The following is a 24,909-nucleotide window of genomic DNA, read 5'->3' on the forward strand; positions in this document are numbered from 1 at the left end:
ACTATGCTAAATTAGTTACCGCTTTTATTGCTGTCGACTGTTATTGTTATTCTTTTGTGTTAACTGGTTGATACTCTAAATTGTAATTACTTGCTTCGTTATTTAATTTGCTTAAAAAATTGTATAAATATGTTGCTCGTTATCATTAAAGTAATTATGATATACACCGCATATATTTACATAAAATGTGAACGTGGTTATAATATTTCTTTATAGATAAGAGTTTGTAAGGAAGGTTATTTTATGCTAGGAAAAAACAATTTCGCTGAGCGACTGCGAAAAATGGAAATGCAAAATAAACAAGAACGCTTTTCCATTCGAAAGTTGACGATTGGTGCAGCATCAGTACTTCTTGGGTTTACGTTTTTAGGTGCTAACTCACAAAGTGTGAAGGCTGATACAGTTATTTCTACTCGTGATACTGAAAAAGCTTCGCAAACCAAAGATACCACTAGCGAGCTGGCTTCTTCTAGAGCTAAAGATAAACATGAGCAAGCAACTGAGCCAGACTTGTCAACTTATCAAGGTTTGAGCTTGTTTTTGAAAGAAACTCCGGAAGTGCCAGCTAAAGATGAGACTGATAAAGATACTGCTAAGCCTGCCAATACGACTTCTGCAGAGCCAGTGTCTAAGCCGACTCCTCCAGTAGAATCAACAGATCAAGTTCCAGCTAATGATTCACATACTTCAGACCAAGATCAGCAAGTAGCTAATATCACAACTACTGATAAGGAACCTACTACTTCGACTACGCCTTTGCCTACTGAGGTGGCCAAGCCAGAATTAGTTGTGCCGCAAGCTACAACTGCTACAGAAGTTGCAGTGCAGAATTGGGACGAATTAAAAGCTGCCCTAGCTAACGCTAATGTTAGCTTAATTAAGGTCACTAAGAATATTACAGCACCCAATAATTCCGCATCTGATCTCGCGGTTACAGTTAATGGCGAGCGCAACTTAACGATTGAATCTTACGATCCAAATGATCCTAAGGGTAAGTATATTATTGACTTTAGAGCTAATGATCCTAAGCCTGTTGCTAGTGGTGGTTTTACCAATGCTAACAGTCATATTACGCTAACTTATAGCAATATTTCACTCTATAGTTCGACCTATTATGGGGTAGCCAACACTACTAATATGGCTGCGGATTTGAATTTCAATAATATTGATTTTCATGGTACACAACTAGCTTATTTTTATACACCTGATATTGTGGTTCACTTTAGTGGTGAAAATCAGGCCGAGACAATTTCGGTGCCATATATTAGTCCTGTTAATAACGATAAAGTTACAGGTAGTTCTACTCATCAACAGTTGCTGGAATTTTCTAGTAGTAGTAATAATAAACAAGAATTATGGTTTGATCCAGATAGCACTTTTGAGGCAAGTACGATCGGTGGTAATGTAATTCAAATGAGTGGCGCCAATGCCAAGCTTAATATTGGTGAAAATGCTCATGTTACCCTTAACCCAGCTAAGAATGCAGTTAGTGGGATAACTGCTAATTGGGCAGAAACTACTAGCAAAGTTTATGGAATCTATCTTGCGGGCGGTACGTTAGATGTTGGTAATGGCGCGACCCTAGACATTAATGTTGGTAATCCCGACTTTAACGGTACTCTTGATAATATGCAGGCTGCTGCTATTTCATTAAATAGTACTGATTCTAGTATTGATATTCATCATGGTGCTGCGATTAACATTACTACTAATGGTGATATCTCAAATAATTCTAATGGTAATGCCAATACGCTGTTCTATGACAAAGGAAACCTGAATGTTCACTCTGGTGGTGCTTTAAATATCATTGGGACTAATATGCAAAAATACGCTGGCACACTGGTACTGATTGCTGGCACTGCTAACTTAAATAATGGAACCTTCAAGGTGCAACTATTACCGTCTCAGCAAGCTCCAGCTGATGCTAGTCTAGGTGCAGGAACGGGAGCCCTTAACTTAATTGATGTTAAGGGCGGTACGTTAGTTGTTACCAATCCGCAAGAATTGCTCCTTGATGCTTCGGGCAATACCAATGCCAAAACCAGTGTCATTACTTCTAACCCGATTAAGCTGACTAACGTTAGACAACAAACCAAGAATTACCAATTTACTTTGCCAAATGGCCAAAAGTCACAAACTACTATGCCCTTGCATGAATTTGATATTCATAATTCTGCTAATGGAATTATCGTTGACAATGTAGTCAGTCTTAGTCAAGCAGCTGAGGATGCGGTCCGCCAGTATGTAAATGATGTTTACAATGCTGCAGGTAGCCCTGAGCATAATTACGTGCATTTTGTGTCTGCCAACCCAAAAGGCTTCTTAGATATTGCTAATGCAGCAGGTGAAGCCGGTAAAGTAGATATTGTTCTCAACGCTGATGGTTCGAGAACTGTTAGTGGACAAGTACTTAACTTCACGGCGCACAAGGATGATCCCACTGGAACTAACACCTTTATTACCGCGCAATTTGTCACAGAGGGTGAATTAAAGGAGCAATATATCGTTGATAACCAGCTTAAGTCACCATATCAAAGTGACAAAACTGATGACCAACCTGACGAGTTTGCTGCCCAAGTTAAAGATAATGGAACGTTTAGTTTTACTATTCCTGCTGACCAAACTATTAAATTACGCAAGGGTGATAAATTAAAGTTAACACCTAATGCGAACTTTGTTAGCTATAATCCGACTAGTTTGACTTTGCCAGCCGGTGATGCTCAAGCACGACCGTTAATTACCGATCTAAGTGTTCAAACTTTAGGAGAAACTCAAGACGCCATAGCTGCTGACTTGAATGCCGCAGCTCAAGCTGCAATTAAGCGTATCAAAGATGCTAAATTGGGTTTATTGTCAAGTCAAACTGGTTATATTTCTAAAGTTAATAATGCTTTGGAAGCCGCAATTGCTAAACCAATCGATCCTAACTATGATCGGACTAAGTCTATTTATGGAACTACTAGTATTGTGGCGGCTAATGAGCGTAAGCAAACCATTCTCGACCAGTTTGACCAAAGTGCAGCTAGTGCAGAACTGGATGCTTTTGTGCAAAGTGCTGATGCTAACGCTAATTCTGCGTATAAGGCTAGTCTAAATAAAGGTAAAGCAGCGATTAATGCGGCTTCTGGTACGATTGCGATTAATGATGCTAGAGATAATGCAATGGCTAATGTGCTAGCTGATTATCAAAGTTGGGCAAATAATCAGATTGCTACTTCAGCAAGGCTGATTGAATCACAAATTGCTCAGGCTAATTTAACTGATGACCTAAAAGCACGCTTGAATAATGCGGTTATTGCTGCCAATGGTCATGATAGTATTATGCAGGCCACAACAATTGGCGATATAACTAATATTAAGAATCGAGTTACCGGCTCATTTAGTGATTTTACAACTAGAATTTGTGCACTTTCTGAGTTTCACAATGCCATTGCCGATTTGCAAACAGCTTTCCCTGATAGTAGTGACAGCAAATTTTCACTCAATTTGACTAGTGTCATTAGTCAGGCAGATGAAACGATTTTTAACGAGACTGAAACTAGTAATTTACAGGGTTCAACTGACCTTGAAAATGCTAATCCAAATAATCGCGAAGATGTTCTAGATATCAAAACAGGAATTGCACAAGTTAAGAACGCGATTGCTGATTATAAGAACAAGTTCAAGCAGGACTTGAATAATCAAATTACTAATGGTGATTTGCTGAATCTCATTGATCAGGCGGCTAATGGAGCAGGAATTGATCAGGCGCAAAAGGCTGCAATTAACGGTTTAAAGGATCAATTGCAAGTAGCGCTTGATATTGCAGCAACTCAAACTGCTGCTAATACAGATGTTGTTGGTCAGGCAACCATTGACAAGGCTAGCGATGAAGAAACTGTCAAGTCTGAATACAAAAAGGCCCAAGACATTATTACGGACGTAACCAGTCGCTTAAATGCTATTAAGGCTTTACAAACTACTCGTGATAATCAAGTAGCTGCTAATCCGGATGAACAAGAATTAATTAATCAAGCATTGAATACTGCAGTAGCAACACTGATTACAAGTAATTTAACAGATTTAAATCAAGCACAAACTGCTGGTGTGGCGCAAATTAATAGTATTGCTAAACTTGATGCAGCTCAAGATGCGATTAAAGCGGCAGCAGCCAAGTTTGCAGACCAATATCCTGACTACAAGGATGAGTTTGAAAAAGCTAAGAAACAGGCACTTGCCGGACTAGCTGGACTGACTGATGTAGCAACCATTAACCAGAAACAAAAAGCAGGTCTATTTCTAATTGATCAAACAGCTGCCAAAGCGGAGATTGAACAAGTAGCGGCAGCCCAAATCACCCAATATCCAGCGCTGAAAGATCAAATTACTGCTGCTAAAGAAACTGCATTGGCAAATCTTGTTGCAGCTACAACAACTGCAGATAATTTGGAACAAGTAAAAACTGCTGGTTTAGTGACAATTGATCGGATTGGCGCTAAACAAGAATTAATTAATGCAGAAAAAGCTGTTGAAACTACCTTAAATGAACAAAAAGATTTATTGACGCCAGATTTATTTGCATCATTAATGGCGCAAGCCCAAGGCATTTTGACCAATAGCGCTCATACTGCTTATGGCGATAAACTTAGCGCAGCGACTAATCAAGAAGAACTTGATAATAATTTACAAGCAGGTCTAACCGAGTTAGATCGTGTTAAGTCTGCCGGTATTCTTGCAGGTCAAAAACAAACTGTTTTAAACGATCTTAATAATGCTGAGCAAGATATTGAAAAGAATCTTAATGCGTTGACCGGATTAACTGCAACTGAAAAAGCAAATTATCTAGCACAACTACAAGCGATTGTTCAAGTTGAAGATTCTAATTCGGCCGCTTATAAGATTAAACAAGCAGCTACTCAGGAAGCATTGAATGCTGAGTATGATAGTGGTATCAGAGGACTAAACAAAATATTTAGTGCTGCAACTTTAACATCACAAAAAGCTAATGCCACTGCTGCAATTAAGCAATATGCAAGCGAAACTAAGCAAAAAATTGCTGATCTGGATAATTTAACTGCTGATCAAATTACTGATTATCAGGCACAAGTTGATAGTTACTACAATAGTGGAATAGTACAAATTAATGCTGCAAGTAATTCAGATAAGGTTTCAGTTGCTCAAAGTACGGCAACTGACTATATGGATAAAGTGCTTAATTCTGCAGGAGTAAAGGATCAGGCAACTTTACAAACTGGTAAGGATACTGCAATTGGTAGATTGCAAGCAATCGTTGAAGGTGCAATTAATAAAATTAAAGCAATTTCTGATGAGCAATTAAGTAACAGCGATAAGCAAACTTATATTGATAAAATCAATACCGATTTTAACACTGCTAAAGATCGAATTAATAGTTCTGCCAGTCAAACTGCGATTGATAATGCTGAACAGGAGGGTAAAACTGCCATCAATTCAGATTTAGCTGCTTCACAAATTGCGGCTGATCGAGCAAGCGCATTAGCTGAATTAGCCACTCATAAAGATACTGCATTAGCTGCAATTAATCAGTTATTTACTGATGGTAAAATCAGTGCTGACGATAAGAAGATGTATCTAGCTAACATTAATGATTACTATGATACTGGTGTTTCCAACGTTAATAAGGCCAATAATAGTGTAGATATTGCTCAACAGCAAAATTCTGCTACTAGTGCAATAGATAGTGTCGTTTCCGATCTGACTGGTAGTGTAAACGAAGAATTGCGAACAGCTAAGGAAGCTGCACTCAAGGCTTTGAATGAGATTGCTAGGGATGCCAGCAAAGCTATAAATCGGGATGAGTACCTTAGTTTAACTGAAAAAGAACATTTTGATGACGACTTGCTTTCGAACGCTTTGCAAACTGCTAAGACTAACATTCAAAATTCTCAAACTGTCCAAGATGTTAAGAACAATCAGTTAGCGGGCGGAAATAAGTTGACGTCCATCAAGACAGCAGCTAATTTGCAATCAGCCAAAAATGCTGCTCTCAAAGAATTACTAGCTGAGGAAACTAATATTACTAATGCAATTGATGCTCTAACTAGTATTAGTACTGATGTCAAGGCAACTCTTAAGCAGAAAGTAAGTACTGCTTATCATGATGCGGTGGATAAAGTAAAGGCTTCTGATCTAACAACAGTTGCGCAAGTAAATCTTGAAAAGGAAACTGGAATTTCAGCCATGGACAACGTGTTGACTGCTGCTCAAACTGTGTCTGAAGCGATTACTACCAATCAGGCAAAGCTTGACCAATATGCTCAAGGCGAAATTAATAGTATTTCAGAAGATAATCCAGATAAACGACAAATTATCGATGCCATTAACGAAGCTTTAGAGACAGCTAAAAACAATTTAACTGCGCTTGGTGATAATCCTGAAACAACTACTACAGATGTGGTTAATGCTGAAAAGCAAGGTGAGCAAGCAATTGCTACAGCGGAGGCAAATGCTAATCAGACTGTGCTTAACAAATTAAGACAGCAATCTAAAGATCAATTTGATCGTGAATTTCAACAGGCTATTGATGATCTAAATGCTGCTTATGCCGCTCTTACAGTGGATGAGCAACACCAACTCAGTAGTGACTATACAAGCACCCTAGACTACATGGATTCCGTCAAGTCAAAGATACATACTGAGTTCGATCAAGCTGATACGTATAACAAAATTATGTCTGCTCTTAGTGATGGAGAGGAATTAATTAATTCGGGGACTTTTGATTTTTATATTAATTCAGCTAGAGTGCAGGCAAAAACGGCAATCCAAACAGCAGCTGATGAAGATAATGATATTCTTGGTAAGGATGATAAAAAGACTATCAAGCAACTTGTTGATGAAGCCCAAAATCAACTCGACCAAACGAATGATATTACTACTATCAACCAAATCCGTGATGATACGGTAAAGGCTATTAATCAAGTAAAAAATGATGCTAACAATAATAATTTGAAGCAAGCCAGGGCAGCAGCCATCAAAGAACTTGATCAGCTGGTAAAAGGCGATGGAGCTAACAACAAAGGTGTTCTTGCAGATATTGATGCTTTAGCTTATATAGCAAGTAATGATAAAGAAGATGCTAAAGCTGCCATTAATGGCTTCTATGAAAGTGGTATCTATCGAATTAATACTAGTTCTACAGTAAGCTATATTAGCGCCGTTGTTGATTATAGTGAAAATGAGATTAATAGTATATATAGACAAATAACCTTGGCAAATAGTAAGATTATAGCTAATAATAAATTAGATGAACAAGCAAGTGATGCTATCGGTATAGTGATGCAAATCGCTGATGAAGAACTGTCAACAGCTGATAAATATACAGTTGTAACTAACATTGGTAAGGCCCGAGATAAAGCTAAGACAGTTGTTAATAGCTCTCCATCTGAACGTCGTCTTAAAGTTAATCTGAAAAAAGGTCAAGATGAAATTCAGGCTTTGGTTGATGGTGCTAAAAATAGTGAATTACGTAACGCACAGGCAGCGGCTATTAATAAAATAAATAAAAAAGCTGAAACCATTAAAAATCGGATTAAGACAGGTTTGACAACAAGTACTTTGACGCAGCCACAATATGATGAAATGTACCAATTGATCGGTCAGGCTGTTGATACAGCAACCAGTTCAATTAACTTGGCTGATGATGTAACTAAAGTAAATTCAGCCGAAGTTGCTGGTGAATCTGCTTTAGGTGAAATTAGCAATCAAATAGATGTTGAAATAGCATATACTACAGCTCTTAATGCAATTCAGGCAGCTGCGGATGACTCTAATAATAAAATTAATCAAATTAGTGCTGATCATAGCATCATGGATGAGGCGGTTGCCCAGCACCTGCGAGATGAAGTTGAAAGCGAGCGCAAAAAGGCCAATAGTGCAATTAATACCGCTAAAACAAAGGGCGTGAGTGCGATTAATGTCGCTAAAGCTGATGGCATTGCTGCAATTAATGGGGTAATGGAGAATGTGAAAACTAAAACTGCTGCAATCGATAGTCTGCAAGCAGAGGCTGCTAAAATTAATGATGATTTAACTAATCTGGTAGCTAATACGGCTGATTCAACTAAGCCATTATTAAATAGCAGTCAAGTTTCAACAGCACGTAAGGCAATTGATCAAGCTTTAAAGGATGGGATTTCCAAGATTTATGCAGCTCATGGTGCTAGTACAATTCAAGCTGCACAAAATGCAGGAATTGTCCTAATTGATGGTTCAATTTTGCCAAGTAAACTTATAATTGAGCAGAACAAGCAAATTGCTGCAATTAACGCTTATGCGGCTGGCGAGCACGGAACTGGTGCCTTGGCAAACTTGGATAATTTAACAGCAGCTGAAAAAGCTGATTTAGCACAGCAAATTCAAGCAGCGGCACAAAAAGCGATTGATAAGATTAATGCGATAACTTTACCTGAACATCCCACACAGGCTGATTTTAATACTGCCAAAATAGCAGTTCAAAATGCTGAAAAGGGAATTCCTGTTGCAACGGAAGCTGCTAATTTTGGTGAAGCTGGGATTGATAAGATAGTTGCTACCAGTAATTTGGACCAGCAAAAGCGTGATTATATTGGCAAGCTTAATGCTGCAGTTACTAAGCTTAAGTCCGTTATCGATTCGACTGATTGGCTGTCTGATACAGAAAAAACGAGTTATTATAACAAAATTAATCTGGCAGCTGATCAGGCTATAGATAATATTACTAATGCCAAAACTGATGCTGAAAGTGAGCAAGCATATAGCGATGGAACAATTTGCTTTAATAATATTGTTTTTGAGGCTACTAATAATTCCTATCGTAATGGTGAAATCAATAATTTGAATGCATTTAAGCAAAAGGCCTTTGCTATCATTGATCGTTCGCAGTTGACGGCTGAACAAAAGGCAGCTGCTAAGGATAAGATTAATGCAGTCTTTACTGCTGCCTCAGCTGATATGCAGGTACCATTTGTTGACGAAAATAATCAACCAGTTGATGCAAAAGAGTATCAAAAGCAAGTTCACGGTTTTGAACAAGCTGGGGAAGCCGCAATTAGTCAGGTATTAGCTAAAGATAACGCTGCAAATTATCCATGGCTTACAAACGAAATCGAAAATACTGCCGATTTAGAAATTAATTATCAGCATTTAACAACTGATCAGAAGCAAAACTACCCTGATTTAGTTACTACGATTGAAACTAGTTTAACTGATTTGGCTAATGCTAAAGATATTGCACAAGCAATAACCGCTTATGATCAAGGCTTAACAGCACTTAATAAGCTAAAAGCTAAGGAGCAAATTAAACAGGCAGCTGATCAGGCTAAAGACCAAATTAGCCAAAATAACAATCTAAGTCTTGCTAATCAGCAACTTTCACAGAATAAAGTTGATAATGCAGTTAAAGCGGCTAATAATTCACTTGATCAAATATTGCCAAATGATAATGATATAATTGGCAATCAGGAACGATTAAATGAAGTTATTACTACAGCTCAAAGCAATATTAATGCAGTTTTAACTCAAGCTGGCTTGGATGATGCCAATGAACTGATTTCTGCGGGTAAAGAAGCTTACGCTGCACTTGCAGCGGCGTATAATTCTGCACAAATAAAATTGGGTAAGGATATTGATCAAAGTAAGTTAGATACAACACTTCTTAATGTGGTAAATCAAATGTCTGGTTTGCAAACTGCTGGAGCGATACGAAACTATATCTTAACTGCTATTAAGGAAATTGATCAAGCTGCACTTGACGCAGCGGCTGATGCAGCCAATTTGCAAATTAATAGCTTAAAGCATGAAAATGGTCAAGATTTAACCACAAATGAAAAACAAGCTATCAAGAACCTAGTTGCTAAAGATTTAAAGGAAGGCAAAGCTAGAATTGATAATGCTGCAACTGCAGATGATGCTGAAACGCTTCGTGATGCTGCTATTGAGCAAATTTTAAAAGATTATACTGATTCTGCTACTATTAATGAAGCGATAGCAAATGATCCAACAGTTATCCTTGACCAAGAAAAAGCTAAGGCTAAGGCAAATCTGGAAGTAATTTATCAGGCTGCTAAAGCAAAATTACAACTTGACTTTGGCAAAGACGTTGCATTAACTAGTCTTAACACGCAATATGCTGCAGCTACTGCTGGAATTATCGCTAAAGGTGAAACTGCTAACAGTATTGTTGCAGAAATTGCAGCTTTACAACTTACTGGAGAACGACTAATTGCTCAAGGTGCTGTGGCAGATGCCCAAGTAGCTGCTGATCAATTGATTGAAGCTGGGAATTATACCACCATTGAACAACAAGCATTAAAGAACCAAGTTGCTGCATTAGCAAACGTTGATTTCAATAAATTAACTGATTCAACGGCAATTACTACTAAACGTGATGCTACGATTGATCAGATTAGCAAAATAAGTAAAGATTCTGCTACTGCTAATAATATTTTGACTAATGATTTGGCAGTTCAAAAGGCTAAGACACTTAATGATTTAGAAATTGCTTATGTAACGGCTCAAGGACAGCTGCAAGCTTATTTAGGATTTAATGTTCCTATTACTAATTTAAACCAGCAATATGACAAGGCCAAAGAAAATTTGAATAATGTTGACCAAGTTAGTGAACTGCATGAAGCTGAGCTTGCTGGAGAACGACTGATTGCGCAAGGTTCGATTACAGATGCAAAAATAGCTGCCAATGCAAAAATAGCTGCTAATAAGACATATTCTGAGGTACAAAAAGCGGCCTTAACAGCGGCAGTTCAGCAAGAGTATGATAAAGCTGACTTTTCAACTGGAAAATACTCTTCCTCAATTGAAAGAATGCGTGATAAGGTAATAGCCAATATTAGTAGCATTTGTTCTGATAAAACTACTATTAATAACATTTTTGCTAATGATTCGGCGGTGCAGCAGGAAAAATTGGAACAGGCTAAAACAGTGGCTAACTCTGCTATTGACCAAGCAGTTACTACTGCCAATCAGGTTATTGATAACAATAAAAATTATACTGAAGCAGAAAAACAAGCGCTTAAAGATAAGGTTAAGCAAGCTGCTAATAATGGTAAGGATGAAATTGCTAAGCAGACGACTATTAAAGACACTGAAACTGTTCGAGATAAGACAATTACTCAAATCCAAAATGATAGTAATGTTCAAGCTACAATCAATGCAATTTTTGATCAAGACCTTGGTGTTCAGCAGGAACGTCTTGACCAACAGATCAAGACTATTTATGACCAAGCAGTTGCTAAACTACAGGCTGAATTTGATGAATCTAGTACCCAATATGTTGATCAAGCCTATAACAAACATAAAATGGCGCAAGGCAATACTGTTGCTGAACTTAAAGCTGATGCACTTAAAGCTGAGCGCGAAATTGCACAAGGTGCGATTGCGGATGCGGTAACTAATGCCGAGCAGCTAATTGGTCAATTGCAACATGAAACAGGTAGTTCATATACTGCAGCTGAACAAGCAGCATTGGTGGCTAAGGTTAAGCAAGATGCTGACATTAATTTTGCAAGCATGACCACTTCTGCAGCAATTACTACAGCTCGTGATGCAGCAATTAAGCAAATTCGCAAAGATTGTACGGATGTTAACACGATTAATGTAGCGTTGGGCACAAGTAATGATGTTCAACTTAGTCAGGCCAAAACACAAGCAGAAAGCGATTTGCTAAATGCCTATGAAGCAGCTGTTAATAAGTTACAAGGCGAATTTGGTGATAATATTGCATTGAATATGCTTGATGAAGCCTATACTCAAGCTAAGAAGAAGTTGGCTGATACTGCTGTAACTGATCAGGTAGCTTTAATTGCTGTAAAAGGTGAACAAGCTATGGCTCAGGGAGCAATTGCTGATGCAGTGGTTGCGGCAAATGGAAAAATTACCAATAGCAAGCATAATGAAGCTGACAAAGAAGCATTAAAGAAGCAAGTGGCTAAGGATGCTGCAGCTGGAAAAGTTAATGTTACTACTGCCAATGACATTAAGAGTATTGGTAGGGCTCGTGATCGGGCAATCGAACAGATTAGTCGAGATTGTTCAGATGCTGATGTAATTGATGAGATTATAAATGGCGATTTATCAGCTCAAAAGGCGAAGGCAAACAAGCAGATTAAGGATATTTATGACGCTGCAGTTGCCAAATTAAAAGCTGCCTTTGGTAATACTGTTGATATAACTAGAGTAGCTGCCGCTTATGAAAATCATAAGGAAGCCCAAGGTGAGACTGGTGACGCACTTAAGGTAGATGTTTTAAAGGCTGAAAAAGAAATTGCACAAGCTGCGGTTAATGATGCTATAGCCAATGCTCAAACCAAAATTGGGTCAGGAAATTATACTAAAGATCAACAAGCAGTATTAATGGCAAAAGTTAAGCAAGCTGCTCAAGTTAATTTTGATGGTTTAAACAGTTCTTCAGATGTGACTAGTGCACGTGATCAGGCAATTGATCAGATTAGTAAAGTTTGTTCAGACCAAACAACAATTACTGCAATTTTAAATGATGATGCAGCGGTTAAACTGGAACAGTCTAAGACCAAAGCTAAAGATCATCTTGCAATTATTTATCAACAGGCGATTGATAAACTACAAGCAGTTTTTGGTAGTAAGATTAATTTGAGTAATATTAAAGATCAGTATAGTGTTGCTAAAAATGGCATTACTGAAGCTGACAATGAGAATCAAGTTAATCAAGCTGAACTCACTGGAGAACGGGTAATTGCCCGAGGTAGTATTAAAGATGCGATCGTAGCTGCAGATAATGAAATTAGCTCATTAACTCATGCAGATGGAACAAATTTAACTAGTATCGAAAAACAGACATTACGTGATCAAGTTAGAAATAAGGATCAGGTTGACTTTGATACATTAATTACTTCAGATGCAATTACTGAAGCTCGTAATGATATAGTTACTGAGATTGGTAAATATAGTCTCGATCAAGCAACAATTGATAATATGTTAGCTGAAAATCTTAATGTTCAAAAAGAGCAGGCAAATCAGCAAATAATTGCTGCATATCAGAGTGCACTAGAAAAATTGCACGATAAGTTTGGTGTTCAAGCAAATACTGCTAGAGTTGATGCCGCTTTCAGAAATCACAAAGAAGCAAAAGGTCAGACCAATAAAGAACTTAAAAAAGATGTTTTAAAGGCTGAGCGTGAAGTTGCCCAAGGTGTGGTTAATGACGCTTTGGCCAATGCTCAAGCAAAAATTAATGCAGGAGGTTATACCAAAGAGCAACAAGCAGTACTAATGGCGGAGGTAAATAAAGCAGCTCAAGTCGATTTTGACAAGCTTGCGACTTCTGAAGATGTGACTAATGCACGTGATAAAGCAATTGATCAGATTAGTAAAGTTTGTTCAGATCAAACAACAATTGAAGCTGTACTTGGTGAGGACTTGGCCAAGCAATTGGCGCAAGCTAAAGACCAGGCTAAAACTGAAATTGCGAACGCAGCAACTACTGCAAAAGAGCAAATTGATAATAATCAAGCATACTCAGAAGAAGAAAAGGCAGTTCTAAAGGGTCAAGTTCAAACGGCTGTAAATATTGGTAATGAGTCAATTGATCAACAGACAATGCTGTCAGGAGTGCAGACTGAAAGTCAAAAGACAATTAGCAAGATTAAGCAAATTGTAGAAACCACACCTCGGCCAACGAACTCTGAAAATAATGGATCAGCACCTCTTAAGCCAGTTGCAAATGATGAATTGCATCAAGGCAATGATGTTACCTTGATGCATAATGCTTATGTTTATAATGAAGATGGTATTCGTGCTAATAAGGTTGTTATTGGTGCCGGATCGATTGTAAAAACCTATGGTATTAAGCTAATTAATGGTCGTGAATACTATATTTTAACTAAGAAAGGTAGTGGAACTAAGCAATATTATCTTGATGCTGCTAATGTTAACGCTACTAACTTGAAGTTGAAGCACAATGCAAAGATTTATGATAAATATGGTAATCCGGTTAAGAATAGTGTGACTTTAAAAGCTGGCAAAACAATTGCTACTTATGGCAGCCCAGTTAAGATTCACGGTAAGCAATATTACATTATTGGCGACGGTCGCTATGTCAAGGCGGTTAACGTTAAGTCAGAGGTAGTGGATGAGAATGTTTCGCTAACAATTCCTGCTGAGGAAAGTTCTTCAAATAAGTCGGTTCCTCATACGTTAATGCACAATACTTATCTGTATGATGAGCATGGCAAACGTGCTAATGGTATTGTACTTAACGCTAATTCGGTAGTTGAAACCACTGTTAAAGAAATAATTGGTAGGCAAGAATATTATCGTTTAAGTAATGGCTTATATGTTGCTGCTGGTAATATTGATGCGGCTAGACTTAAATTGACACATAATGCTTATCTGTATAGTAAATATGGTAATCGACAAGGTAAACAAGTGCTTAATAAGCATCAAATAATTGCCACTTATGGCGATCCGATTACAATTAAACACCAGAAATATTATATTCTTGGTAATGGTAAGTATATTAAAGCAGCTAATTTTGAATAATTAGTCTGAGCTTCTATTCAAACACGTCCCTAGGTAAAAATATCTTGGGACGTTTTTTGGGTTAAGCAATTTTTTCGGCTATAATGGTTATATTATGTAATTAAGGATGAAGAAATTGAAAGAGACATTTGATTACCGCAATAATTTAAAACAAATTTTGCAAAAAACTACTGGTGATGAACGCAGTTTAACAAATAGTTTAGCTGCGATTAAGGCAGTTCTCGGTATGGTTGATTCGCAATCTACAGCTACTCAAAAGACTCAACCCACTCAAACTACAAACAAAGAGATTAAGCAATTGCTACTGGGAATTAGTCAATTAATTAAGTCACCAGGAAGCAGTGCTGCTCAAAAGCAGTCACTATCAGCATTGCATCGCTTAACCTTTGATCAAGCGATAGCTAAGCAATATGGTAGTGAATTATCACAGTTAGAAGTTGCTATTCAGCAATCAACTGTTACTAAAGAGGCAGTCAACCAGCAAGTTTTTGAACAAGCTATTAAACCAAATAAGCCGAAGCGAGATTACCGCAAAGGCAAGCGTTATACAGTAATTCGTTTGGTTCTTGGTTGTGACTTAATTAATGATAATAATGAGATTGTTTATACTTTAACAGAAAAGCAAATTCATCAATTTAATTTGACTAGTGGGGATATTGTTGAAGCTCTATCAGAACCGGTTACAAGTCATTATGAAGCAAGTATTTTACGTGTAGTGGGACACCGCGAGCTGGCAACAACAGAATTTGACAAGATAGAAGAGTTCAAATATGCCGTAGTACAGGGTGGAACAGGTCACTTAGCGATAACTCATGACATTCATGGGAAAAAATTACGGATCCGTGGCAAGAGTATTGTCTTACCAATTGATGCTAGCCGTTATCAAACTGATGATACGCCAATTGTTGATGGTTCAATTGTTGATCTAGCTTGGTATTCTGGAGATGTTAATCTAAAAAAGAATCCTGCACAGGCTATTAAACTGCGCTGGATTTATCAACTTGACCAACCACAAGTAAAACCAAAAACGAAAAAGAAAAAAATAAAACCGGCTAATTCTGAGTCGAAAATTACCAAATTAGCTCTAGATTTACATTATCAGCGTGTTGGAATTGCGATTGGTGATAATCAGAATGAAGTAATGCTAGAAAGTATTGTTAGGCGTTATAACGGTATTCCAGTAGCAATTGATGCCTTTCAAGGAAAGAAGAAATTAATGGACAGGCAAATTCAGACACTAGACTTGGTGATTTTAGTTACTGCCTTTGCAGCACACGATAGCACGTGGAATATTCGTGAATTTGCTAGTAAGTACCATGTTGGGTTTGCAGTTAGTTCAAGCAAAGGCTACCAAGCCTTTGAGCGTGCGCTATATCGTGCAGCTAATGGGTTACCAGCTTATGAAGGTAATCAAACGATTACCTATGAAACAGAATAGGGAGCTTAGTTATTAGTTTCGTATCCCATTTTATTGAAATAATTATTAATCTTATTCTGTAAAAATTGCTGTAACTTTAGCTCATCATCAAAGAAGAAGTACCAATTGCGTAGCAGCTGTTGCCAGATACTCAAACGATAAAAATCAACTGGTTCTGCGAGTGGGTTATTTTGCCACATTTGGTGGTCGAGGTAGGCAATCTTATTTTTCAGATCGGTTGTTGCAATTACGTGGTTTTTAACACCCAAGTAAAAGGCGTGCGCTATTCGTTCTGGTTCATCATCGACCAGGGGTTGGGTGATTTTAGTTAAGATAGTGGGAATTATTGACCAAATTTCAGCTGTTGAAGCAATGTTGCTACTTTTAAAAAGCGGATGAGCTAGACTGCTACCCAAAAAGTCACTACCGTGAGCTAGGCTATGTGCCCAGCCCTTACCCTTAACATAACCACGATAATCATTTTCGGTTTTAAGATAAGTAATACTCCATGAGAATAGGGTATTACGCTGTTGTTCAGTTAAAATATGGTTGGATTTGTCCTTAGTCAGTAATAATTCGCCCAGCAGAGCCGCAAAGCTGCGCTCAAAAATTGCGTCACTTGCTGGTGAAGTGATTTTTGAAAATAATGGTTGCTCAGTAAAAAAATATTGGACAATCTTTTTAATTTGGTTAGGTGTGAAGGCATCTTCTGCCATTGCCCTAGCAAATAAAGTATAAATTAGGTCATCACGCAAATGCGAATCTGGGTTGCTAAGATTAGCTAACATAAAGTTTAATTGATTTTCTCTAATTTGAAATGATGCAGTCGGTGCCTGTAATAATTGTTCTAATTCATTAATCATAATTTTGTTCCTTTTGCTGATGATTGCTTAAAAAGCGGTTAATACTGTGATGGCTGTTTGAAGTCCAGGTTTATTTTTTGTTATACTAATTTGCAAAACTGTTATCTTTTTAATGTGGAAGGAAGAGTGGATGACAAAGCAAAAACGTGCGCATTCTTTAAAGTATTGGTTATTTTTTATTGGTGGTTTAGAAATAATTGCAGTTGCAATTAACTTATTTTATGCCCCGATTAATATCGCGGCAGGAGGAGCTACAGGAGTTGCCATCTTAATTGACGCTGTCTGGGGTGTCAATCGTTCAATTACCGTCTTTATTTTTAATATAGTAATGATTGTGTTGGCAGCGATTTTTTTAGGAAAGAAAACGTTAAAAAAAGTAGCACTTGGAAGTATTTTATTACCTATTTTAATGCAGATAACGCCAAGTATGCAAATCACTAAGAATGATTTGTTGGCAGTTATTTATGGTGGCGTTTTGATGGGAATCGGAATTTCGATGCTCTATCAGATTGATGCTTCTGCAGGTGGGACTACGATTCCACCATTAATTTTCAAGAAATATTTTTATCTTGATTCCGCAATTGGGTTGATGCTAATTGATATGATTATTATTATATTAAATATCTTTGTTGATGGGATGGAGGCCTTTTTGTTGGCCGCTTTTTCTGAGGTGATCACGACCCTAACTATGCAATATAGCGAGACTGGTTTTGATAAAAAGTACCAGGTGCGGATCATGAGCAATGGTAATATTGCTGAAATTCAAGCCATGCTCCAAGATGATTATGAGGGACTGACTGTTTATAATGTAGTTGGCGGTTACAGTGAGCAAAAGAAGCAGCAATTATTGATTGTGGTTGATACTAATGAATATGGGGCGCTAATTGCGAAAATTCGTGATCTTGATCCAGATGCTTTTATTGTTACTGAAGATGTGGCTAAGGTTCATGGTGGTCGCTGGTAGAACCAATTAATAATTAAAATTTTGATTGGCTAGCTGTATCAATTTCTGAATAGAAATTGGTGTGGCTTTTTTAATATTTTGTTTAAAGTAAACTTACGATTTTGGGAATTTAGTAAGGTTTTTTATTTGCAAGCGTCTTGTAATTTATGTATAATAATATCATTAAATTTTAATATAGAAAGAATGATGAGATGCAAAAGAATAAAAGAAAACATTCATTAAAGTATTGGATATACTTTATTACTGGATTAGAATTAATTGCAATATCAATTAATTTCTTCTATGCGCCAATCAATATTGCAGCCGGTGATTCAACCGGAATTGCTATTTTAGTCGATGCCGTTTGGGGAGTGAATCGGTCGGTTACAGTATTGATTGTCAATATCTTGATGTTGATTTTAGCGACAATTTTTTTAGGAAAAGAAACACTAAAAAAAGTTGCAATAGGTAGTTTATTATTACCCATTCTAATGGAGATAAATCCTAGTTTTAAACTAACTAATAATGATTTGCTGGCTGTAATCTATGGCGGAGTAATCATGGGAGTTGGAATTTCGTTACTGTATCGAATCGATTCCTCTAGTGGCGGTACCACGATTCCACCATTAATTTTAAAAAAATATTTCTATATTGATCCGGCAACGTCCTTACTAATCATTGATATGGTAATCATTGTTTTAAATATTTTTGTTGATGGAATGGAGGCATTCTTGCTTGCGACCCTGTCACAGATATTGACGACAATTACGATGCGGTATACTGAAACTGGTTTTGATAAGAAGTACCAGTTACAGATTATGAGTAATGAAAAAATTACGGAAATTCAAGAAATGCTACAAGAGGATTACGATGGTCTAACTGTTTATAACGTGGTTGGCGGTTACAGCGAGCAGCATAAACAACAATTATTGATTGTAGTCGACACTAATGAGTATGGTGCCCTAATTGCCAAGATCCGGGATATTGACGATGATGCCTTTATTGTGACTGAAGATGTGGCTAAGGTTCATGGTGGTCGCTGGTATGGTAAAAATCATTAATAAGTAATTTTTAATATGGAAGTGCTAAAATATATTATTTTAATAATAGGGTATAGCCATGAAATAAGTGAAAATATTTTCTTAAAAGCCTTATCTTACTTGCTAAGTCACGGTCAAGGTAGTATAATCAAGTAGTTGTATTTGTGGAGACCTTCACATCTGCAACCGCACATTTCGGGGTTAGAAGTTTTTTGAAAAAAACACCCCGATTGGCGAGTCTAAGTATTTTTTGGAGGTGCAGAAATGTACGCAATTATTAAAACCGGTGGTAAGCAATACAAAGTTGCTGAAGGCGATAGTGTTTTTGTAGAAAAACTTGATGTTGAAGAAGGTAAAGAAATCACTTTTGATGAAGTTATTCTTACTTCTGATGGCAAAGACGTTAAAGTTGGTACACCATTAGTTAAGGGTGCCAAAGTAACTGCTAAAGTTGAAAAACAAGGCAAAGAAAAGAAAGTTGTAACTTTCAAGTATAAGCCAAAGAAGCACTCACATTCAAAATATGGTCACCGTCAACCTTACACTAAGGTTACAGTTGAAAAGATTGAATTAAGCTAGAGGTGAAATGAGAATGAATATTTTAGGTCTTAAACTATTTGCCCACCATAAGGGTGGCGGTTCTACTGCCAATGGTCGTGATTCAGCTGGTCGTCGTTTAGGCGCCAAGGCTGCTGATGGTCAAACTATCCATGCAGGTACGATTATTTATCGTCAACGTGGTACTAAGATTCACCCAGGCAAGAATGTTGGTCAGGGTGGAGATGACACTTTATTTGCTTTAGTAAATGGAGTTGTTAAGTTTGAACGAATGGATAAATACAGAAGACAAGTTTCTGTTATTCCAGTTGAAGAAGAAGCTAAGTAATTTAGTTTTTAAAAAAAGACGAAAAGCGCGTGCTTCTCGTTTTTTTTATGTGGTTTTTAATTTCATAATATTTATTATTTAAAATTACTAGGACTGGGCTGCATTTAGCGGTAAAATAAAGTTATTACTTGATAAAGGAGCTTGAAATGAACGAACAAGAAGAGCTATTAACACTGCTGAATCGTCGAATTTCTGCGGTAGTTGAGCTAATCAAACAAAAAGGTGCTGATGGTTTGCTGATTTTTAATCAAGCAAATTATCGGTATCTTACCAATTTTACTGGTGAAGAAGCTCAATTAATTTTGACTGCTAATGGCGATAGGATATTATTATCTGATTCTCGTTTTGCTGGTCAAATTAAGGCTCAAGCTCCGGGTGAATTAACGGTTATCATGAAGCAAGGCGACCAAGATGCAGAAATTAGTCGTGAACTCAAACAAGCAAATTTGCACAAGGTTTTAGTTGAAGGGGAATTTGTTTCTGCAACCGAATTTAGCAATTTACAAGCGTTAAATCCACAACTAGAATTAGAGCTGTGTCAGGAATTGGTTGAGCGTGTTCGCAATGTCAAAGACGAGCTAGAACTGGCTACTTTAAGACAAGCGGTTCAGATTTCAATGGATAGTTTCAATGGTATTTTATCAATGATTAAGCCAGGGGCAATTGAACGTGAGATTGGTGCTAAATTAGATTACCTGTTCAAGGTTAATGGTGGCGATGGTCCTGGATTTGAAACAATTATTGCTTCGGGCGTGCGCTCTTCTTGGGCTCATGGTGTTGCTAGTGATAAAGAAATTGAATCGGGGGATCTGGTTGTAATTGATTTTGGGGCATTTTATCATGGCTATACTGCTGATATTACACGCACGGTGGCTGTTGGCCAAGTTGACCCTGAACTTGAACAGATTTATCAAATTGTTCATGAAGCACAGCGCCGCGGAATCACAGCCGCGGTAACAGGCAACCACGGTGCTGATGTTGACAAGGCTGCACGTGATTATATAAATGAACAAGGTTATGGCCAATATTTTGGTCACGGAATCGGTCATGGAATTGGATTGGAGATTCATGAGCTGTGTCAGCCTGCCTTGCCGTTTGGTAAGCAGGAACTGGTAAATAATATGGTTCATACTGTTGAGCCAGGGATTTATTTGCCTAATAAAGGTGGAGTTAGAATTGAAGATGATATTCTAGTCCATAATCAAACTCCAGAAACGTTATCGACCCTTCCTAAAGATGAGTTGATTTTCTTATAAAATTAAATATTATTGATAGTAAAATCACGCCTAAATTGGTAAAATATAAAGATGAGGTACTTATAAAATGACGATGATTTCAGTTAACGAGTTTAAGAACGGTCTAACCATTAAATATAATAATGATTTGTGGCGGATTGTTGAATTTCAACATGTTAAGCCAGGTAAGGGCAGTGCCTTTGTTCGTTCAAAGCTCAAGAGTTTGAATACTGGTGCAGTTCAGGAATATACCTTTCGTTCGACTGCTAAGGTAGAAACTGCGGAAATTGAAACTAAGGGTATGCAATACTTGTACAATGATGGTGCTAGTTATGTTTTCATGGATACAACTACATATGATCAGCTTTCAATTCCTAATGAGCAAATTACTGATGAAGCTAAGTTTTTAAAAGAAAATATGGATGTTAGTGTAATTATGCATGAGGGTAAGACTCTTGGGGTTCAGTTACCTAATACTGTTGATTTAGCAGTTGCTAAGACTGAGCCCAATATTAAGGGTGATACATCTTCAGGTGGCGGTAAACCAGCAACAATGGAAACCGGATTAGTGGTTAATGTGCCTTTCTTCATTAATGAAGGGGATGTCTTAACTATTAATACTGTTGATGGTAGCTATGTATCTCGTGCAAATAAGTAATTTTTAGAGGTAAATAAAATGGCAGATAGTTCAAAGATTGTCTTAGATGATAAAAATAACGGTGAAGAAATCGAAATTGATCCTAGTGTGCTTGAAGTTATTATGGGAATAGCTGCCGAAAAAGTTGATGGGATTGCTAAGATGCAAGGCAGTGTTAAATCAGGGATTAATCGTGTTTTAGGACGCGAAAGTCGTAGTAAGGGTGTAAATGTTACACTTGATGATGAGCATAACTTGATTGCCGATATTTATATTAGTATTGAGGCTGGTGGCTATGTTCCTAAAATTGCCATGGATTTACAAAATTCTCTGCAAGCACAGGTAAAACAAATGACAGATTTGACTTTTAAGGAAATCAACGTCCATGTTAATGGGTTAGTTTTCCCAGAAGACGAAGTCCAAGAAGAAAGTGGGACATCAAAGCTGTTTGCTGACATTGATGAAAAGAGTAAAAATGAATCAACACGAGAGTCGTAGAGTTGCAATGCAGGCGGTATATTTAGCTAACAATGAGCTAAATGATACTCCTGAGGATATTCAAGCTAAAACAGTTGCAACACTTGATTTGAAGGAGTTGCCTGCGTATTCAAAAACGATCATTGCTGGAGTAATTACCAAACGTGATGAATTAAAGGGTGAGATTGCTAGTCACTTGAAGAAGAATTGGCGGATTAATCGAGTTAATCAAATCACTCTGGCAATTTTAGAAGTTGCCTTATACGAGATTAAGTACAGTGATCAGATCGAGCCGCGAGCAGCAGTGAACGAGGCATTAAACTTATGTGATGAATTTGCTGATCCTAAAACGAAACCGTTTGTTAACGGAGTTTTGGCAAATTTTGTTGAAGAATAACTAATAGTCGGCTAGTTAAAGCCGGCTATTTTTATAGTATAGAAAAGGAAATAATTAAGTTGGGGCAAATCCTTGATGGTAAGGCGCTAGCTGATTTTAAAGCAGTTAAGCTGAAGCTAACAGTAAAAAAATTGCGAAAGCAAGGTACAAGGCCCTGCTTTTGTGTAATTAATATCGGTGAGGATCCGAGCAGTAAGATTTATTTAAAAACTAAAAAGAGACGAGCAGCTGAAATTGGCATTGGTCAAAAAGTTTATCAATTAAAGGCAGATGTTAGTCAGGTCGAGCTTTTAGCACTAATTGCTAAATTAAATAGGGATGACAAGGTACATGGTATCATGATGCAGTTGCCCGTTCCTGAGCAAATAAACTTAAATGAGGCATTAGAGCAAATTGATCCTGCTAAAGATGTTGATTGCCTCACGCCAAGTAATGTTGGACGACTTTGGCGTGGAGATCATTTTGTTGAGCCAGCTACTGCACATGGGATTCTAGCGCTATTAGACCATTATCGAATTAATTTGCGTGGTAAAAATGTGGTAATTATTGGTAGAAGCAGTATTGTCGGTAAGCCATTGGCGGCATTAATGCTTGAACGCGATGCAACCGTTTCAATTTTACACTTGCAGACTAGTAACCTTTTTGAATATACTAAGAGGGCAGATATTATTGTTTCAGCAGCAGGACAAGCTAAGCTAGTCACTGCCGCTATGATTAAACCTGGTGCGGTGATCATTGACGTAGGGATTAATCGTCTTGGTAAACAGGTAGTTGGTGATGTTGATTTTGCTAGTGTTGCACCAAAGGCGAGTTACATTACACCAGTTCCGGGAGGAATTGGCCCACTAACTGTCGAGTCTTTGATGGAGCAAGTCGTTAAATTAGCAAGGAGAAAAGATGGCCGATAATAAGTATCTTAGTGTTACGGATTTAAATTATTATATAACGCAAAAATTTAAAAATGATCCATACTTACACAAGGTTTTTTTACAAGGTGAATTATCTAATTTTCGTTTTCGGCGTAATTCACACCAGTATTTTTCATTGAAAGATGAAAAAGCGAAAATTAATGTGGTAATGTTTCGTTCGCATTTTGATAAGGTAAATTTTAAACCTGAAGAGGGAATGCAAGTCTATCTAACTGGATATGTCAATGTCTATGGACCACAAGGTACGTATCAATTTTATGCGGAGTCAATGGAGCCTGCTGGTCTTGGTGCTTTATATGAACAGCTGCAGCAACTGCAAGCAAAGCTGGCTAAAGAAGGCTTATTTAATACAGAGCACAAGCGTCCATTGCCGCACTTTCCTGATCGTATTGCAGTGGTCACTAGTGCGTCGGGTGCGGTTATCCATGATATTTTGGTGACTGCCAATCGCCGCTTTCCACATGCTCAAGTAGATTTGTTTCCTGCGCAAGTTCAAGGAGACCGCGCGGCGGATTCATTAATTGCCGCAATGCAGCAGATTAAGCTAGCTAAGGACAAGTACGATGTTATGATCATTGGGCGTGGAGGTGGATCTTTAGAAGATCTTTGGCCATTTAATGAGGAAGCAGTGGTACGACAAGTTTATGCGATGCCAATGCCGGTTATCTCTTCAGTTGGTCACGAAACAGATACAACCCTTTGCGATTTGGTTGCTGATGTGCGGGCCGCTACTCCAACTGCGGCGGCAGAATATGCTACCCCAAATTTGACTGACGAATTAACCAATATTCAGCAATTGCGTAGCAGCTTGCTTGCAAGCATGCAAAACCTGATTAAGTCACGCCGTGATGAGCTTAATCGAATTAATAGTTCAGTGATTATGCGTGAGCCAACTAGGTTGTATGATGAACAGGTGCAAACACTTGATCTGTTACAGACACGTTTGAAAAATAGCATGTTACATAAACTTGAACGTGATCGCCAAAATTATCAGTTGCTGTATCAGCAATTACGGGCAGTTAATCCTGGACAAAGAATTGCGCAAATGCAGCAACAACAGAATTTTTACAGTCAAAAATTACTGACGAGTATGCAGGCGTTGCTACGTAATCAGCGTCATCAGTTAGCGCAAGTTAGCCAACAATTGGATGATTATAGTCCGCTTAAGACAATGGATCGCGGTTTTATTTATGCCACTAATGTACAAAAAACTACCGTAACTTCAGTTACACAGGTTAATGTTGCTGATAAACTTCAGTTACATTTTAAAGATGGTCAGGCAACAGCAGTTATTAACACAATCAGGAGAAATAAACATGACGACAAAGAAGAATAATTTCGAAACAGAATTAAATGATTTACAAAAAATTGTTACTAATTTGGAGAATGGTAACGTTCCACTTGAAGATGCGTTAGCAGAGTTTCAAACAGGAGTCAAACTTAGTCGTGATTTGAACCAAAAATTGACTGATGCGGAAAAAACGGTGGCAAAATTGATTGATCAAGATGGTTCGGAGCATCAATTGGATCCTAATAATGCGGCATCGCCAGAGGAATAA

General features: G+C 37.6%; 14 protein-coding genes and 1 other annotated feature. Of the genes, 13 read left to right on the forward strand and 1 reads right to left on the reverse strand.

Annotation, left to right across the window (positions count from 1 at the left end; genetic code table 11):
• The first annotated feature begins 243 nt into the window (after positions 1-243).
• Both OZX56_RS03385 and OZX56_RS03390 read left to right on the forward strand, forming a co-directional pair.
• The gene (locus OZX56_RS03385; protein ID WP_277140183.1) at positions 244-14,526 is read left to right on the forward strand and encodes an SLAP domain-containing protein; all 14,283 of its coding nucleotides are present in this window, start codon (positions 244-246) and stop codon (positions 14,524-14,526) included.
• 115 nt (positions 14,527-14,641) lie between these two features.
• A complete protein-coding gene (locus OZX56_RS03390; protein ID WP_277140184.1) occupies positions 14,642-15,964 on the forward strand; it encodes a DUF2325 domain-containing protein in 1,323 nt (440 codons plus the stop codon).
• A 5-nt stretch (positions 15,965-15,969) separates the two neighbouring features.
• On the opposite strand, the gene OZX56_RS03395 is transcribed toward OZX56_RS03390, so the two are convergent.
• Positions 15,970-16,806 carry a DUF2785 domain-containing protein gene (locus OZX56_RS03395; RefSeq protein ID WP_277140185.1) on the reverse strand — a complete coding sequence of 279 codons (837 nt, stop codon included), beginning with the start codon at positions 16,804-16,806 and terminating at the stop codon, positions 15,970-15,972.
• A gap of 130 nt (positions 16,807-16,936) precedes the next feature.
• Here OZX56_RS03395 and OZX56_RS03400 point away from each other — a divergent pair, with 130 nt between their 5' ends.
• The 11 genes from OZX56_RS03400 (at position 16,937) to OZX56_RS03450 (ending at position 24,909) form a co-directional block, all read left to right on the forward strand.
• On the forward strand, positions 16,937-17,770 hold the full coding sequence (locus tag OZX56_RS03400) for a YitT family protein (RefSeq protein WP_277140186.1): 834 nt from the start codon (positions 16,937-16,939) through the stop codon (positions 17,768-17,770).
• A 191-nt stretch (positions 17,771-17,961) separates the two neighbouring features.
• Entirely contained in the window at positions 17,962-18,810 is an 849-nt protein-coding gene (locus tag OZX56_RS03405) for a YitT family protein (RefSeq protein WP_277140187.1), read from the forward strand.
• Between the two features lie 153 nt (positions 18,811-18,963).
• Positions 18,964-19,040 (forward strand) — a sequence feature (ribosomal protein L21 leader region).
• Positions 19,041-19,053: 13 nt separating this feature from the next.
• The gene (gene rplU / locus OZX56_RS03410) at positions 19,054-19,368 is read left to right on the forward strand and encodes a 50S ribosomal protein L21 (protein ID WP_277126642.1); all 315 of its coding nucleotides are present in this window, start codon (positions 19,054-19,056) and stop codon (positions 19,366-19,368) included.
• Between the two features lie 13 nt (positions 19,369-19,381).
• Positions 19,382-19,675 (forward strand): 50S ribosomal protein L27, encoded by a 294-nt coding sequence (rpmA, locus tag OZX56_RS03415; RefSeq protein ID WP_277126641.1) that lies wholly within the window; start codon positions 19,382-19,384, stop codon positions 19,673-19,675.
• 146 nt (positions 19,676-19,821) lie between these two features.
• On the forward strand, positions 19,822-20,931 hold the full coding sequence (locus tag OZX56_RS03420; RefSeq protein ID WP_277140188.1) for a Xaa-Pro peptidase family protein: 1,110 nt from the start codon (positions 19,822-19,824) through the stop codon (positions 20,929-20,931).
• 67 nt (positions 20,932-20,998) lie between these two features.
• On the forward strand, positions 20,999-21,568 hold the full coding sequence (gene efp, locus OZX56_RS03425) for an elongation factor P (protein WP_277140189.1): 570 nt from the start codon (positions 20,999-21,001) through the stop codon (positions 21,566-21,568).
• Positions 21,569-21,586: 18 nt separating this feature from the next.
• Entirely contained in the window at positions 21,587-22,045 is a 459-nt protein-coding gene (locus OZX56_RS03430; protein WP_277126638.1) for an Asp23/Gls24 family envelope stress response protein, read from the forward strand.
• Positions 22,023-22,421, forward strand: coding sequence for a transcription antitermination factor NusB (nusB, locus tag OZX56_RS03435; RefSeq protein WP_277126637.1), 399 nt, complete (start codon positions 22,023-22,025; stop codon positions 22,419-22,421). The genes OZX56_RS03430 and nusB overlap by 23 nt, the downstream gene beginning before the upstream one ends.
• 59 nt (positions 22,422-22,480) lie before the next feature.
• The gene (locus tag OZX56_RS03440) at positions 22,481-23,329 is read left to right on the forward strand and encodes a tetrahydrofolate dehydrogenase/cyclohydrolase catalytic domain-containing protein (RefSeq protein WP_277140190.1); all 849 of its coding nucleotides are present in this window, start codon (positions 22,481-22,483) and stop codon (positions 23,327-23,329) included.
• Complete coding sequence (gene xseA / locus OZX56_RS03445) at positions 23,319-24,686, forward strand: exodeoxyribonuclease VII large subunit (protein ID WP_277140191.1); 1,368 nt, start codon at positions 23,319-23,321, stop codon at positions 24,684-24,686. Before OZX56_RS03440 ends, xseA begins: the two co-directional genes overlap by 11 nt.
• On the forward strand, positions 24,667-24,909 hold the full coding sequence (locus OZX56_RS03450; protein WP_277140192.1) for an exodeoxyribonuclease VII small subunit: 243 nt from the start codon (positions 24,667-24,669) through the stop codon (positions 24,907-24,909). The genes xseA and OZX56_RS03450 overlap by 20 nt, the downstream gene beginning before the upstream one ends.

The organism is Lactobacillus sp. ESL0684 (assembly GCF_029392675.1).
Taxonomy (GTDB): Bacteria; Bacillota; Bacilli; order Lactobacillales; family Lactobacillaceae; genus Lactobacillus.